Consider the following 15,297-nt stretch of genomic DNA (forward strand, 5'->3'; position numbering starts at 1 on the left):
GAGAAATCTGTTTTTCTTTTTCTAAAAGCAGATTTAAATAGGGTGGTACCGCCGAAGATGAATTTATAACCTTTGGTCCCTGTTTTTAATTAAACATGGACTGAAGGTTTTTTTATGCATATTATTGCCGGATGTAATGAAAAGGCCTTGGTCCTGGGTACAAATAAGGAGAATACTATGGCAAACGAAAAGAAGAAAATGGTATCTGAGATCACATCCATGGATGAGGATTTCACACAGTGGTACACAGATGTGTGTATCAAAGCAGGTCTTATCAGCTACTCTAATATCAAGGGCTGCATGGTTATTAAGCCTTCAGGTTATGCAATCTGGGAGCTTATCCAGAAGCATCTTGATGAGAGGTTCAAAAAGACAGGGGTAAAAAATGTTTATTTACCAATGTTCATTCCTGAATCACTTCTTCAGAAGGAGAAGGATCACGTAGAGGGCTTCGCTCCTGAAGTTGCATGGGTAACTCATGGTGGACTTGAGCCACTTGCAGAGCGTTACTGTGTTCGTCCTACATCAGAGACATTATTCTGCGATTATTATAAGGGAGAGATCCACTCCTACAAGGATCTTCCACAGGTTCTCAACCAGTGGTGTTCAGTAGTCAGATGGGAGAAGGAGACACGTCCTTTCCTTCGTTCACGTGAGTTCTTATGGCAGGAAGGCCACACAGCTCATGCTACTCTTGAAGAGGCAGAAGAGCGTACAGTTCAGATGCTCAATGTATATGCTGACTTCTTAGAGAACGATATGGCTATCCCTGTTATCAAGGGTCAGAAGACAGAAAAAGAGAAGTTTGCAGGTGCTGAGCATACATACACAGTAGAAGCTCTTATGCATGACTGCCGTGCTCTTCAGTCAGCTACATCTCACAACTTTGGTGATGGTTTTGCTAAGGCATTTGAGATTCAGTATCAGGGTAAAGACAATAAGCCTCACTACGTATTCCAGACATCATGGGGGCTTACAACAAGAACTATTGGCGCTATGATCATGGTTCACGGTGATAACGAAGGCCTTGTAATGCCTCCTAAGATTGCTCCTACTCAGGTAGTTGTAATTCCGATCCAGCAGAAGAAGGAAGGCGTTCTTGACTGTGCACAGAAGATCTATGAAAGCCTTAACGACTTCAGAGCATCTATCGATCTTACAGACAGAAGCCCTGGATTCAAGTTCGCTGAACAGGAAATGCATGGTATCCCGATCCGTGTTGAGATCGGACCTAAGGATATGGAAGCTGGTAAGTGCGTTCTTGTAAGACGTGATACACGTGAGAAATACGAGTGCGCTATTGATGAAGTTCCTTCAAAGGTTGGAGAGCTTCTTGAGACAATCCAGAAGGATATGTACAACCGCGCTAAGGCTCATCTTGAAGCACATACATATGTTGCACATGACAAAGACGAGTTTGCTGAGAACTTCAAGGAGACAAAGGGCTTTGTTAAGGCTATGTGGTGCGGATGCCGCGAATGTGAAGACAAGATCAAGGAAGATTACAATGTTACAAGCCGTTGTATACCTTTCGAGCAGGAGAACATCTCAGATAAGTGCGTGATCTGCGGAAAACCTGCAACTAAGATGGTTTACTGGGGCAGAGCTTATTGATATTGTTATTAAGCGTTTTTTGAGATGACAGAAAGCTTATTGCTTTGCGTCGTCTGCCAAAAGAAACTTACTGTGGGCGTCACACCTTGGTGCGGCGCCCTTTTTTGTCTATTTTTAAACGATTTGGTACAATATGCGTAGGAGTAATAACATGCGTATAGAAGATATAAAAATTGAAATGCCCAGTGCGGCAGCAGAAATATTAAACACATTACATGAAGCCGGATACGAAGCTTACATTGTAGGCGGATGCGTTCGTGACAGTATCCTTGGCAGAGTGCCCGGAGACTGGGATATCACTACAAGTGCCCTTCCCCAGGAAGTAAAAAAGCTTTTTAAACGTACCATTGATACAGGTATTAAGCACGGTACCGTGACTATAATGAAGGGTAAGGAAGGCTATGAAGTAACTACTTACCGCCTTGACGGTGTTTATGAAGATCACAGACACCCAAAGGAAGTTACATTTACAAGAAGTCTGATAGAGGATCTTAAGAGACGAGATTTTACTATAAATGCAATGGCCTACAACGATAAAGAAGGCCTTGTTGATGAATTTGATGGAATCAGTGACCTTGAAAATAAAATTATAAGATGTGTAGGAGATCCTGTTAAAAGATTTGAAGAGGATGCTCTTCGTATTTTAAGAGCAGTAAGATTTTCTGGTCAGCTTGGTTATACTATAGATCCTGAAACTGCCAAAGCGGCAGGGGAGCTTGCACCTACACTTTCCAATATCAGTGCAGAGCGTATACAGACAGAATTTATCAAGATGATGACATCTGCGCATCCTGAAGTTATCAGGGATGCTTATAAACTTGGCATTACGAAAGTTTTTTTGCCGGAGTTTGATGAGTGTATGGAATGTGAGCAAAACACTGAGCACCACTGCTATACAGTTGGCGAGCATATGATCCATTCTGTAATGGAGGTTCCTGCTGATAAGGTTTTAAGGCTCACTATGATCCTGCATGATATAGCAAAGCCCAAATGTAAGACTACGGATGAGTACGGAGACCATTTTAAGGGCCATGCGTTTGAAGGTTCAATGATGGTTGAAGAGATCATGAGAAGGCTTAAGTTCGATAATGCAACAACCAATGCTGTGCGTAATCTTGTAAGATGCCATGATATCTTCATGAAGGATGAGCCTAATGATGTAAATGTTCGCAGAACTCTTTACTATGTAGGACCGGATAATTTTGAGGACCTTCTTAAGGTAAAAAGAGCTGATATGCTGGCTCAGAGTACTTTCGAGCGTGAAGAAAAAGAAAGACGACTTAAGCTTCTTGAAAAAATTGGCCATGAAATCCTTGAAAGAAAAGACTGTCTGTCTTTAAAAGAACTTGCAGTTGGAGGTAAGGACCTTCTTTCACTAGGAGTTACTCCGGGTAAGGAAATAGGAACAATTCTTAACAATATGCTTATGGATGTTTTAAGGCACCCTAATCATAATGACAAAGAATATCTGATCAGGCATTTAAAGAACTATAATAAACCTGAGATTTAAGCCTTAAGACACAGATAATAATAGCCGATATATTAATGACATGGAATGTCTGTTTTCGAAATTGTAATATGCCGTTAAACCAAAGGGTTATATATAAAGGGGAGATGGATATGCGTAATTTCTTCAGAAAAACTTTCACTGTTGTTATTACTTTAGCTGTGGCTATAGCTTTTTTTCCAGCTGGTTTTATAGGCCAGACGGTTTCATATGCTCAGACTGTTAATACAGTCTCTTTGGTTGGCAAGTACGATTCATCGGATCTTGCCATCATCAAATCAGTTGATACGGAGGGTAAGACAATTACCTTCCGAAATATCGATACAGGGCGTGACTACACGCTTTCTTATGACAATACCACTTTTATTTATAGTGAATATGGAAGGGCGCTGTCGGCTGCACTCCTTGAAGTTGGAGAAATAGCTGATATCACCTTTTTGTCAGGTTCAAGGCACCTTAATACTCTTGATATAAGTGCTGATGCCTTTAGTATAGAAAGGTCTTATGGTTATGACCTTCAGGCTGGACCTGAAACGGCGCAGATCGGTACAAGTTATTATCATATTACAGACAGATCACTGGTTCTGATAGATGGTAAGGCAGGGCGAATTGCAGACGTACTTCCGGGTGACAGTATTAAAGTCTCGGGCGTAGGCACAGAGATATACTGTGTGGAAGTAAAACAGGGACACGGCTATGTATCTCTTTCTTCCAGCATGATAGGTGATGAAAGTATATCAGGAGCTTATCTTGAGATCGGTGAAAGAAATGTTTACCGTGTTACTGACGGAATGCTTGTAAGCGTTCCTGAAGGCACATATCAGCTCTATCTTACGGGAAAAGGAGTTGATTATGAGACTACGATCACAGTAGACCGCGATAAAGAGACTATAGTAGATACAAGCCAGATAGAGATTGAATATAATTATGGCCTTGTTACATTTACTGTAGTACCGGCTGAGGCGCGCCTTTATGTAGACGGCGAGGAAATAAATCCTGCATGGCCTATTGAACTTACATATGGAACCCACAAGATAGAAGCTACGGCGGAAGGATATCTTCCCTGCTCAGAGTATCTTCATGTAGGTTCATCCAAGGCAGAAGTTGAGATCACTCTTCCTGTTGATGAGGATTATAAGAAGGAAGAAGATACAAGCACGACGGCGGCCTCAATCGATAATACACCATCTAATGATTCTGCCAATGATAGCAGCAAAGAAACAAATAACAGCAATAACAGTTCTACAGGTAAATCCAAGACTAAGACCAAGACACCGACAGCAGCTACAACAGCTGCGACAGTTAAGCCCGGAACCCTTATAAGCGGATATTATGTAAGGATCACAGCCCCCAAGGGAGTAGAAGTCTATCTTGATCCTGATAAGAACAAAAAGGATGATGACGGCACCTACATTGGAATAACTCCATGCTCTTTTACCAAGATAACAGGTGATCATGTAATAAGACTTAAGAAGGAAGGTTATCTGACCAAGGACTATACCATTAGTATAGATTCTGAGAAAAAAGATAAAGAGTATGCTTTTGAGGAACTGAAAGTAGATCCTGCTGCAGCTGCAAGTACGGCCAGCACGGAAGAACCTGACGGAACCAAGATAGAAGGCTATGGAGTATATGTTGATGCTCCTTACGGCTCGACCCTCTATGTTGACGGAGAAGAGGTGGGAAGTGTTCCGTGTTCCTTTGATAAGGTTAAGGGAAGCCATACCATAACCCTCACTAGAGACGGATATGTCACAAAAAGTTATTCCGTATATATTGACGGGAATAAGAAAGACAAGGTATACGAATTCCCGGCTCTTGAAAGAAATGTTGATGTATATGCACTTGACGGGACAGAAGTTTATATTGATGGAGAATCCATAGGCGTTATAGAAGATGGTAATCCGGTAAGCTTTACCAAGGTTCCGGATTCTCAGTGCGACGGCCCGTCTACCATAAAGCTTGAGCTTGAAGACTACAAGACTATAGAAGAAGAGATAAACGTAAGTAATTACGACGGCGTAGATTCCCACTATTATGCTGACAGGCAGGAAAAAGAATCTTCGGGCGAAGATGATCCTGGAAGCGGTGACTCATCTGATAGCGCCAGCACTGCGTCAACGGATTCTTCAGAAGAAGCGTCGACAGGCTCTTCTTCGGATGCATCTGATTCTGATACTACAGGTGAAAGGACAGGTGACGAAGGTCAGGATCCTGATGATAATTCTGGTTCCGGATCTCAAAGCGGCGATACGGGAAGTGATGATTCAACAAGTGCATCATCAAATGCCGGCGGAACAACAGAAAATGGAAACGCAGGCGAAGAATCAGGCGATACAAACCAGGGTGATCAAAACGCTGAAAACGGCAATGATACTGGAGGTGAGGAGTCTGGAGGAGGTGAAGCAGCACCGGAAAATCCTGATAATAGTACTGCTGATAATGAAAACGACGCAAATCCAGATTCTGACTAAAAATCGAAAAAACGAAGCTACTTAAACGCAGTAAACTAGGAGCAAATTGGAACGAAAGGTCTAAAAAATGGCTTAAAATAAGGGTTTTCCTTGACAACTTTTGCAAAAACGTATATAAGTAAATATATACCACACAGAGCTGGTACACAAAAGCGCTATTTTAGCGGTGCTATAAAGCGGCGCTATAAAGCGCAATATACTTACAGGAGGAATTTCCTAATGAACAAGACAGAATTAGTAGCAGCAATTGCAGAAGATGCAGGATTATCAAAGAAGGACGCTGAGAAGGCTCTTAAGGCATTCACAGACGCAGTTACAGCAGAGCTTAAGAAAAAGGGTAAGGTTCAGCTTGTAGGCTTCGGTACATTCGAAGTTGCTAAGAGAGCAGCAAGACAGGGCAGAAATCCTCAGACAGGTGCTACAATGAAGATCGCAGCATCAGTTGCTCCTAAGTTCAAAGCTGGTAAGGCACTTAAGGACGCTGTAAACAAGAAATAATTCACTAATTGAATTGTTTTTATAGAATTGGTCAATATACCATTTCTAATATCAGCGACAAGTGTTAATACACGAGTTTGAGGCCTGCGGAGATTTAACTCTGCAGGCTTTTGTAAAAGTTCCGGATCATTTCCGGATACGGGGTTTAAGTATGAGACTTGATAAGTATTTAAAGGTATCACGCCTTATTAAAAGAAGAAGTGTTGCAAATGAAGCCTGTGATGCAGGCCGTGTTCAGATCAACGGAAGACCGGCCAAGGCAGGTACAGAGGTTAAGGTTGGAGACCACCTTACGATTCAGTTTGGTAACAAGGACGTAAATGTAGAAGTACTTGATGTTCAGGAAACTGTACACAAGGAAAATGCAGGAGAATTATACAAATATATTTAATATTGATAACAAAACGTCGTTGCGCCGAAACTCCTGAGGTGGTAAGATTAATATAGCTAATTGTCTATATTGTTTCAGAAATTGATCTTTACCATGTAATTTAGAATATAATCCAGACCGCAGAGAGGAGTTCTATATGAAAGCAAGATATAGAACAAGACGCAGGGAGAACCGCTTTGGTATCCTCCTTGCTGCGATTGTGGTGCTGTTACTTACTTTTGTAGTGTCAGTCAGGAGTATAGACTTACTGAGGCAGGTCCGTGAGAATGAGACAAGGATAGAACAGCTTCAGAGTGAGATGGCAAAAGAGGAGCTAAGAAGCACCGAGATCGATGAGTTCGTAAAAGAGACGCAAACGCGTAAATATATAGAAGATATAGCAAGACAGAAGCTGGGACTTGTTTATCCCGGCGAGATTATTTTTGAAAAAAAATCGAATTAGGGGTGCAAACTTCTGGGTTTTCGGGAGTTTGCACTGTTTACGTTAAGGGACTACAGGATGTAATTGGTACATGTATTGAAATGCATGGATGCATTTCAATGTACAGGGATTGTTTAAGTGATATGAATTTAAGGCAGAGCGTTCTTGAGTACATAAGGAAAGAGAATATGATAGAAAAAGGCGACCACGTTCTCGCAGGGGTTTCCGGCGGGGCTGATTCGGTATGCCTTTTTATTTTGCTGCATTCACTTATGAAGGAGCTTGATTTTAAGCTTTCAGTCCTTCATGTTAATCACGGCATCAGGCAGGAGGCATCCTGTGATGCTGATTTTGTCAGGAATTTGTGCAGTCAGCACAATATTCCCTGTTTCATAGAGGAAGTGGATGTGCCTGCCTTGTCCAAAGAGATGTCCGTTGGAGAGGAAGAAGCAGGAAGATTTGCAAGGTACGATCTTTTTTACAAAAAGATGGATGAGATCGGAGCTTCTAAGCTTGCAATAGCCCACAATATGAACGATCAGGCTGAGACCTTTATCATGAACCTCGCAAGAGGGAGCGGTCTTCGAGGTCTTTCAGGGATCAGGGCAGTAAGAGACAGGATCATAAGACCCCTCCTTCTTACAAGTCGTGAGGATATTGAGGTATATCTTAAAGAAAATAATATATCATTTATGACAGATGCGACCAATCTTGAAGATGAGCATACAAGGAACAGGATTCGTCACCATGTCCTTCCTTATCTGGAAAAAGAGATCAATTCAGAAACTCTCCTTCATATATCAAGCGCTGCTAATGAGCTTTCTTATGCTCAGGAATATATGGAAATGCAGGCTGGAAAATGGCTTAAAGACAGGAAGATCGATTTATCTGAAAGCAAAAGGCCTCCTGTCATTGACCTTAAAGAGTTAAGGACAGAGCCCTATATAATCCGTAAATACATCATTATGGAGCTACTTAACCTTGTTACAAGCATGCGCAAGGATATAACAGGAACTCATATTGAAGCTATAGACAAGCTTTGCATGAATAAAAGCGGAAGTGAAGAGCTTCACCTTCCTTACGGGATCCGTGTTTTGAGAGCTTATGATGATCTTAAGATCGTGATCCTTGATGAAAACGATGAAACTGAAGATCGTGATGATAATGGCGATGAATATGTTCTTGAATTCCAGTCAGATAAGGCAGAAGAAGCTCCTTCTTGCGATGATATGAGAATAAAAAATGAAAGTTTTTTTTCTTATAATGGAACAGATTATCGCGCACGACTGTACGAAATACCCGATGGCAAAGCACAAGATTTTATTTCAAAGGTTCCCCGCTTGCCATATACTAAATGGTTCGATTATGATAAAATACTATCGTGCCCGACTTTTCGCTTTCGTAAACCGGGCGATTATATCGTTGTAGACAGACAGGGTCATAAGAAGAGCCTTAAGAAGTTTATGACAGATGCAAAAATCCCTGAAAAATCCAGAAACAGTGTAGTACTTTTGGCAGATGGCGACAACATTATGTGGGCCATAGGTCATCGGTCGAGCTGTGCTTATGAGATTTCAGAAAATACAAAACACATCCTTGAAATAGATGCGTTATCAGTAAATTAAAAAGGAATGAGGTAGTAACAGTAATGGCAGAAAGAGTTAGAGTTATGTTCACTGAAGAGGAAGTTGATAAGAGGATCAGAGAACTCGGTGAACAGATCAGCAAAGATTATGCAGGCAAGACAGTACATCTTATTTGTGTTCTTAAGGGTGGAAGCTTTTATATGACAGAGCTTGCCAAGCGAATCACAGTTCCGGTAACTCTTGATTTCATGAGCGCATCAAGCTATGGTTCATCCACTAAGTCAAGCGGCGTTGTAAAGATCGTTAAGGATCTTGATGAGCCTCTTAAGGATAAAGACGTTCTTATTGTTGAAGATATCGTAGATTCAGGACGTACACTCAGCTATCTTATGAAGATGCTTGGAGACAGAGGTCCGTCCAGCATCAAGCTTACAACTCTTCTTGATAAGCCTGATCGTCGTGTTACAGATATCAAGGTTGATTATACAGGATTTGTTATTCCGGATGAGTTCGTTGTAGGTTATGGTCTTGATTATGATCAGAGATATCGTAACCTTCCTTATATCGGAGTTGTAGAGTTTGATTAAAGTACCTAGAAGTACATCCATGTACTTCTAAACAGGTACGAATTACATCCTGTAATTCAGGCACCTAGAAGTACATCCATGTACTTCTAAACAGGTACGAATTACATCCTGTAATTCAGGCACCTAGAAGTACATCCATGTACTTCTGAACAGGTGCAAATTACATCCTGTAATTCAAATCTACAGAAATATGAAAAAAGTTCAATTCCGCAGAAAGCGGATGATAGATAAAGGAGGAAGTAGTGGAAAATCGCAGAAGAAGTTTTGGAACGATCTTCGGATTTATCATAGTTCTGCTACTGCTGTTGGTTGTCCTTGAGTTTTTCGGAGACAGCAATCGTACGGCAGACGCACAGGCATACACTATCGGGAAACTCCAGACGGATCTGGCGGAAGGTGATATAAAGAGCGCTGTGATCCTTCCTAATGGCGATAATGCTACTGGTGCTGTAAACATTGAATTCAAAGATGGAACTAAGAATACCGAGACTCTGTATGTTACTAATGTTACAGAGGTAAGAAAACTGCTTAATGAATATGGCGTTGATGCTGAAGTCAGGGATGTGTCTGATGACAGCTGGCTCTTTAACTGGGCATTGCCGATACTGGTCGTAGTGATCATATTTGTAATGTTCCTGTCCATGATGAATGGATCCCAGTCATCAGGAAGCGCCACCAACAACAGAATGCTTAACTTTGGAAGAAGCAGAGCAAGGATGACTGTTGGTGATGACAACAAGGTCAAGCTTGATGATGTTGCAGGTCTTCAGGAAGAGAAAGAGCAGCTTGCAGAGATCATTGAGTTCCTTAAGAATCCTGACCAGTTCACTAAAGTCGGAGCGCGTATTCCTAAGGGCGTACTTCTTGAAGGTGCTCCCGGTACAGGTAAGACACTTCTTGCAAGAGCTGTTGCAGGAGAAGCCGGTGTTCCGTTCTTCTCCATTTCAGGTTCTGATTTCGTAGAGATGTTCGTCGGCGTTGGTGCATCCCGTGTGCGTGACCTTTTTGAAGAGGCCAAGAAGAACAGCCCATGTATCATCTTTATCGATGAGATAGATGCGGTAGCAAGACGTAGAGGAACCGGTATGGGAGGAGGTCACGATGAACGTGAGCAGACTCTTAACCAGCTCCTTGTAGAGATGGATGGTTTCGGCGTCAATGAAGGAATCATTGTTATGGCGGCAACCAACCGTGTTGATATCCTTGATCCTGCTATCCTTCGTCCGGGACGTTTTGACAGAAAGATAACTGTTGGCCGTCCTGATATAAGAGGTCGTGAAGAGATCCTTAATGTACATGCCAAGAACAAGCCTCTTGGAGATGACGTGGATCTTAGCCAGATCGCTCAGACAACAGCTGGATTTACAGGTGCAGATCTTGAGAACCTTCTCAATGAAGCTGCAATCAATGCTGCAATGGACAAGCGTCCATACATTCTCCAGGAAGATATCAAGAAGGCATTTGTTCAGGTTGGTATCGGAACTGAGAAGAAGAGCCATCTTATTTCTCCTGAGGAAAAGAAGATCACAGCTTATCACGAGTCCGGTCATGCAATTCTTTTTCATGTGCTTCCTCACGTGGGCCCTGTATACACAGTATCAGTTATTCCTACAGGTGCAGGTGCAGCAGGTTATACAATGCCACTTCCTGAAAAGGATGAAATGTTCCTTACAAAGACTAAGATGCTTGAAGAGATCATGGTTGACCTTGGTGGACGTATCGCAGAAGAGATCGTCTTCGATGATATAACAACAGGAGCTTCCAATGATATTCAGAAAGCTACCAATATGGCAAGAAATATGGTAACCAAGTATGGTATGTCATCTAATATCGGTGTTATCAACTATGACGAGAATGAAGATGACGTATTCATCGGTTATGATATAGGCCACAGAAAGAGCCACTCAGAACTTATGAGCGGAGAGATTGACAGAGAAGTTAAGTCTATCATTGATGAATGCTACAAGAAGGCTAAGCAGATCATTATGGACAATCAGGACGTACTTCATAAGTCAGCTAATCTTCTTATTGAGAAAGAAAAGATTGGAAGAGAAGAATTCGAGGCACTTTTTAACAGAAACGAGTCTTCTATTGATCTTTCTAAGCCGGTATTTTCACTTACATAAAAATTTCGCTTACAAAATTATAAAAATCAAGAAACTGAAATCCCCGGAGGTCTGCCGAAATGCAGATTTTCGGGGGTTTTTTAGGATAATTGGTGATAATCACAAGAGATGTAAGCGTTTACACGAAATGCCTGAAAAAATGACCAAAAAACCCCATGCCTCTTTGGCAATTTTGTTGAACCTGTTCATTGTGAGTATGGGGGACGGATGCTATTATAATACTCGTAACCCCCCAATATTATATAGTTTTTTGCTATACCCCATAAGAAAGAAATACCTTCTCTAAAAAAGACAGCAACCCCTAAAGCTGTCTTTTTTGCTGCCTAAAAATAGCAATAAAAAAGGAAAGCGCCGATTGCTTTCCTTTTTTGATGCACAAGACCGGCAAGCGAATGGATGCTTGCATACAAATTCATTTGCTGTTCGTGTGCGAAAACGAGTAGGTGTCAGCCTACTCGATTACTAGGCATTAAGTTGTTCGTATTGTTCTGGTTCTTCTTTGGACGTTTTAAAGTTGCTGTCATAAAGACTCCTGAACTTGGTAGGAGTATATCCTGTGATGATCCTGAACATCCTTATAAAGGATGACATACTACTAAATCCGCAGTTGATGGCTATATTGGTAATAGTAGAATCAGAATCCATAAGGAAGAGCTTAGCTTTCTGGATACGAACCTGATTTATATATCTGTAGAATGTTACACCAGTGAGCTGCTTAAATACTCTTGAGAAGTGGTATTTACTAAAACCGGCGATCTTTGAAGCAGACTCAAGACTTATGTCCTCTGCATAGTGGATCTTTAAGTAATCACATATTCTGTTGATCTGTTCAGCGTATTCCCTTTGTTTTTTAATACTAGTATCTGCAAGTGAATTATTTATCTGATGATAGTTCTTTCCAAGAAGAAGGAGCATCTGAGCCATATTTGTATATATTTCAGGCTCTGCCATAAGCCCTGCATTGGTATAACTTTCGCACATCTTTCTGAAAAGTGAATGGAACTGATCGTAGCATGCGCAGTTAGAACGGTTGATCACATATACAGGATATATAAGTGATACTACATGATCGAAACCGCTTATGGCCTGAAGCATGGATATATCGATCTGGAAGATGAGCCTTTTACCGGGAAGAGCTGGCATGGAATGTATTACACCGGGGCATATGAATATCATTTCGTCCTCGGCTATATCAAAAACATGTCCACAACTCTCGACTTTGTAATTGTTCTGAATTGGCATAATGATCTCTATTGGAAGATGCCAGTGAGAAGGGTATGCTTCAAAGTCGTCATTCTCATAGAGTCTGACACTGCCTGTAGACGCATAGTTAACGGTCTCATGTAACCCGTTAAGATTCTCTATCATATTTACTCCTCCCTATATTAATTTAACTTTTTCCTAATTAAAAATTACTAATAATTGCACGTTGGTTTTAGTCAATATGACTGAGATTTTCGAAAAACTTTCAAAACATTAGTCATTACGACCTTTAAAGCATCATAAATATAACATTTGCCTTAACGATTATCAATATTATGAGAAGAAGAATAGCAATTATTAGTAATTAAATAGCAATCATTGTAAAGATGAATATATGTAATATTGATAATCTAAGGTTGTAAATGTTAATGAGGGGGCATCAGTACTGAACTGATGCAAAAAGATAAGGAGGGTTATTATGAAAAGCAAGGCATTATCAATCCTGCTGTCAGTATCAATGGTAGCAGCAGCTCTTACTGGATGTTCAGTTTCTACCGATACTGGTGAGACTACTCCATCAACAGATGGTGCAGGCACAGAGACAGGAACTGATACAACAGGTTCTACTGAGAACAAGACAGAAACTACAGACACAAGTACAGCTTCTGCTGATGAAGAAGAGATTACCTGGGTATTCTGGGATGATCTTGAAGCTAGTACAGACCAGATGACTCAGTTGTATGCACAGACAGTTGAGCGCTTCAATGCTGAAGACAATGGTTACCATGTAAACGTTATTACAACTAACCTTGAAGAGTATGACTCTAAAGTTAATGCGTTGATCGCTGCAGGTGATACACCTGACCTTCTCATCTGTAACCCTGGACCAAACGCAGACGTATATGTAGACGCAGGCGTTGTTCAGCCTCTTAACCAGTATCTTGATGCTGATCCTGAGTGGAGAGATTCTTTTGCCGGCGGTATGTTCGACAGAGTAACATATGGCAGCGACATCTATGGTATTCCTACAAACTTTGCAGCAGCTTGCTGTTTCTATAACACAGAGATGTTCGAAGCTGCAGGGATCTCAGAAGTTCCTTCAGATATGGAAGGCTTCCTTGATGCTTGCCAGAAGCTTAAAGATGCAGGATACACACCTCTTACATGTTCAGCTTCAACAGCATGGTGTCTTTCAATGATCGCTGGTTACTGCATGAACAGAGAAGGCGTTGACACAGAAGCTCTTAATGCAGGAACAGCTCACTGGACAGATGAGAACTGCGTAAAGGGTTGTGAAGACCTCGTTGCTATAAGCAAATTCTTCCAGGATACATATCTTGGAGATTCCAATGATGACGCTACAGCTCACTTCTATAATGAAGAAGCAGCTATCCTTATCCAGGGTTCATGGTGCATTGCTCAGATGAATGGTAACTCTGCGACTATCGAAGATAAGTGCGGCGTATTCTCATTCCCTAGTGTAGATGGCAGCATCGGCGATATGATCGTTAAGACAGACAACGTCCTTATGTCAGCTACAACTGAGCATCCTGAAGCATGTGTTGCATTCCTTAAGATGCTCACAGACGAGACAGCACAGAAAGCTACAGCTGAGCAGGCTGGTAAGATCCCTGTAACTAAGGTTGAAGTTGATACATCCAAGGCTCCTAAGCAGTTTGGTTATGTTTCAGATCTTCTTGCAAACCTTACAGGAACAATCGGATTCTACAATGAGTCATTAGTATCTGTAGAAGCAGGCGATACATTCGATAACAACATGGTTTCAATCGTAATGGGAGATGAGACTATCGAAGAAGGCTTGCAGAATATAGAAGACTTCTATAAAGAGAATGCTTGGCAGTAAAGTCGGAATTCTTGTAATTTTGGATCTTTGATTCAAAATTATGGTAAATTGGCTAGATAACTTAGAAGCACGGGGATATTCCCTATAAACGGATATCTCCGTGTTTCTCTATATAAGAATATGGGGGAATGCTATGAATAAAGCACTTAGGGATAAAAAAGCTATCCTGTTCTTTATATTACCGGCAGCACTTCTTTTTACATTGGTTTTGTTTGGACCAATATTATATGCCGGCTATATTTCCCTTTGTGATTGGAATGCACTTAGTAAGCCCAAATTCATTGGCTTAAAGAACTTCAAAGCTCTTTTCACAAAGGACGATGTATTTTTAACGTCTCTTAAGAATTCAATTTTCTTTATGATCTTTTCGCTGGTTACTCAGCAGATAATCGGTCTTATACTTGCTGCTATTCTTTCAGGACTTCGTTATGGTAAGAATGTTTATAAGAACATAATATATCTTCCATGCGTTCTTTCGTCGGCAGCGCTGGGTCTTTTGTTCAGCTTTATTTTGAAACCTAATATGGGTCTTAATCAGCTTCTTGCAATATTTGGAATACAGGGACCTAACTGGCTTATGTCAGTTAACGGATACATTCCGCTTACCATGTGGGTAATCGGCGTTGTTGCTCTCTGGATTTATGTTGGTACTACAATGATGCTCTATATGGCAGGAATTGCCGGGATAGACAAGAGCCTTCTTGAAGCAGCGTATATTGATGGCGCAGGTAAGACAAAGACATTCTGGCATGTAACGCTTCCGCTTCTTAAGCCAATGGCAAGAACTACAATTTCACTTACATGTATCGGATCTCTCAAATTCTTTGATCTTGTATATAACATGACACAGGGTGGTCCTAATAATAAGACACAGACAATGGCAACATGGCTGTATTTTGAAGGCTTTTCATATTTTAAATACGGATACGCAAGTGCTATATCCATAATCCTTCTTATTATGTGCCTGCTCGTGACATTAATCATAAACAGATGTATCAGTGTTAAAGATTTTGAAAACTAAGGGGG

12 protein-coding genes and 1 other annotated feature (1 of these 13 running past the window's edge) are annotated in these 15,297 nt (G+C 41.1%); of the genes, 11 read left to right on the forward strand and 1 reads right to left on the reverse strand.

The window, feature by feature from the left end:
- Nucleotides 1-84, forward strand: a binding site (T-box leader) (it extends 175 nt beyond the left edge of the window).
- Between the two features lie 93 nt (nucleotides 85-177).
- From proS to ftsH, 9 genes are all read left to right on the forward strand, one after another.
- Nucleotides 178-1,614, forward strand: a complete 1,437-nt coding sequence (gene proS / locus WAA20_RS00975; protein ID WP_073388761.1) for a proline--tRNA ligase — start codon at nucleotides 178-180, stop codon at nucleotides 1,612-1,614.
- Nucleotides 1,615-1,765: 151 nt separating this feature from the next.
- Nucleotides 1,766-3,124, forward strand: a complete 1,359-nt coding sequence (locus tag WAA20_RS00980) for a CCA tRNA nucleotidyltransferase (protein ID WP_242951197.1) — start codon at nucleotides 1,766-1,768, stop codon at nucleotides 3,122-3,124.
- Nucleotides 3,125-3,234: 110 nt separating this feature from the next.
- Entirely contained in the window at nucleotides 3,235-5,595 is a 2,361-nt protein-coding gene (locus tag WAA20_RS00985; RefSeq protein ID WP_073388711.1) for a PEGA domain-containing protein, read from the forward strand.
- Between the two features lie 219 nt (nucleotides 5,596-5,814).
- Nucleotides 5,815-6,093, forward strand: a complete 279-nt coding sequence (locus WAA20_RS00990; RefSeq protein WP_022753808.1) for an HU family DNA-binding protein — start codon at nucleotides 5,815-5,817, stop codon at nucleotides 6,091-6,093.
- A 151-nt stretch (nucleotides 6,094-6,244) separates the two neighbouring features.
- On the forward strand, nucleotides 6,245-6,484 hold the full coding sequence (locus tag WAA20_RS00995; RefSeq protein WP_073388713.1) for an RNA-binding S4 domain-containing protein: 240 nt from the start codon (nucleotides 6,245-6,247) through the stop codon (nucleotides 6,482-6,484).
- Between the two features lie 136 nt (nucleotides 6,485-6,620).
- Nucleotides 6,621-6,926 (forward strand): septum formation initiator family protein, encoded by a 306-nt coding sequence (locus tag WAA20_RS01000; protein WP_073388714.1) that lies wholly within the window; start codon nucleotides 6,621-6,623, stop codon nucleotides 6,924-6,926.
- Nucleotides 6,927-7,048: 122 nt separating this feature from the next.
- Nucleotides 7,049-8,530, forward strand: coding sequence for a tRNA lysidine(34) synthetase TilS (tilS, locus tag WAA20_RS01005; RefSeq protein ID WP_167562736.1), 1,482 nt, complete (start codon nucleotides 7,049-7,051; stop codon nucleotides 8,528-8,530).
- 23 nt (nucleotides 8,531-8,553) lie between these two features.
- Nucleotides 8,554-9,078 (forward strand): hypoxanthine phosphoribosyltransferase, encoded by a 525-nt coding sequence (hpt, locus tag WAA20_RS01010; protein ID WP_073388717.1) that lies wholly within the window; start codon nucleotides 8,554-8,556, stop codon nucleotides 9,076-9,078.
- Between the two features lie 242 nt (nucleotides 9,079-9,320).
- Nucleotides 9,321-11,204: an ATP-dependent zinc metalloprotease FtsH gene (ftsH, locus tag WAA20_RS01015; RefSeq protein WP_073388719.1), complete on the forward strand. Its 1,884-nt coding sequence runs from the start codon at nucleotides 9,321-9,323 to the stop codon at nucleotides 11,202-11,204.
- A gap of 462 nt (nucleotides 11,205-11,666) precedes the next feature.
- On the opposite strand, the gene WAA20_RS01020 is transcribed toward ftsH, so the two are convergent.
- Nucleotides 11,667-12,572, reverse strand: a complete 906-nt coding sequence (locus tag WAA20_RS01020) for an AraC family transcriptional regulator (RefSeq protein WP_073388720.1) — start codon at nucleotides 12,570-12,572, stop codon at nucleotides 11,667-11,669.
- Nucleotides 12,573-12,885: 313 nt separating this feature from the next.
- Between WAA20_RS01020 and WAA20_RS01025 the strand changes: the two genes are divergently transcribed.
- Nucleotides 12,886-14,271 carry an extracellular solute-binding protein gene (locus WAA20_RS01025; RefSeq protein ID WP_073388722.1) on the forward strand — a complete coding sequence of 462 codons (1,386 nt, stop codon included), beginning with the start codon at nucleotides 12,886-12,888 and terminating at the stop codon, nucleotides 14,269-14,271.
- Between the two features lie 133 nt (nucleotides 14,272-14,404).
- Entirely contained in the window at nucleotides 14,405-15,292 is an 888-nt protein-coding gene (locus WAA20_RS01030; protein ID WP_073388723.1) for a carbohydrate ABC transporter permease, read from the forward strand.
- Nucleotides 15,293-15,297 lie beyond the last annotated feature (5 nt).

This window comes from Butyrivibrio fibrisolvens (genome assembly GCF_037113525.1).
Lineage (GTDB): Bacteria > Bacillota > Clostridia > Lachnospirales > Lachnospiraceae > Butyrivibrio > Butyrivibrio fibrisolvens.

Bases quoted from the DNA above. Each gene is read 5' to 3' on its own strand.
- proS (WP_073388761.1), top strand. From the start codon at position 178: ATGGCAAACGAAAAGAAGAAAATGGTATCTGAGATCACATCCATGGAT.
- WAA20_RS00980 (WP_242951197.1), top strand. From the start codon at position 1,766: ATGCGTATAGAAGATATAAAAATTGAAATGCCCAGTGCGGCAGCAGAA.
- WAA20_RS00985 (WP_073388711.1), top strand. From the start codon at position 3,235: ATGCGTAATTTCTTCAGAAAAACTTTCACTGTTGTTATTACTTTAGCT.
- WAA20_RS00990 (WP_022753808.1), top strand. From the start codon at position 5,815: ATGAACAAGACAGAATTAGTAGCAGCAATTGCAGAAGATGCAGGATTA.
- WAA20_RS00995 (WP_073388713.1), top strand. From the start codon at position 6,245: ATGAGACTTGATAAGTATTTAAAGGTATCACGCCTTATTAAAAGAAGA.
- WAA20_RS01000 (WP_073388714.1), top strand. From the start codon at position 6,621: ATGAAAGCAAGATATAGAACAAGACGCAGGGAGAACCGCTTTGGTATC.
- tilS (WP_167562736.1), top strand. From the start codon at position 7,049: ATGAATTTAAGGCAGAGCGTTCTTGAGTACATAAGGAAAGAGAATATG.
- hpt (WP_073388717.1), top strand. From the start codon at position 8,554: ATGGCAGAAAGAGTTAGAGTTATGTTCACTGAAGAGGAAGTTGATAAG.
- WAA20_RS01020 (WP_073388720.1), bottom strand. From the start codon at position 12,572: ATGATAGAGAATCTTAACGGGTTACATGAGACCGTTAACTATGCGTCT.
- WAA20_RS01025 (WP_073388722.1), top strand. From the start codon at position 12,886: ATGAAAAGCAAGGCATTATCAATCCTGCTGTCAGTATCAATGGTAGCA.
- WAA20_RS01030 (WP_073388723.1), top strand. From the start codon at position 14,405: ATGAATAAAGCACTTAGGGATAAAAAAGCTATCCTGTTCTTTATATTA.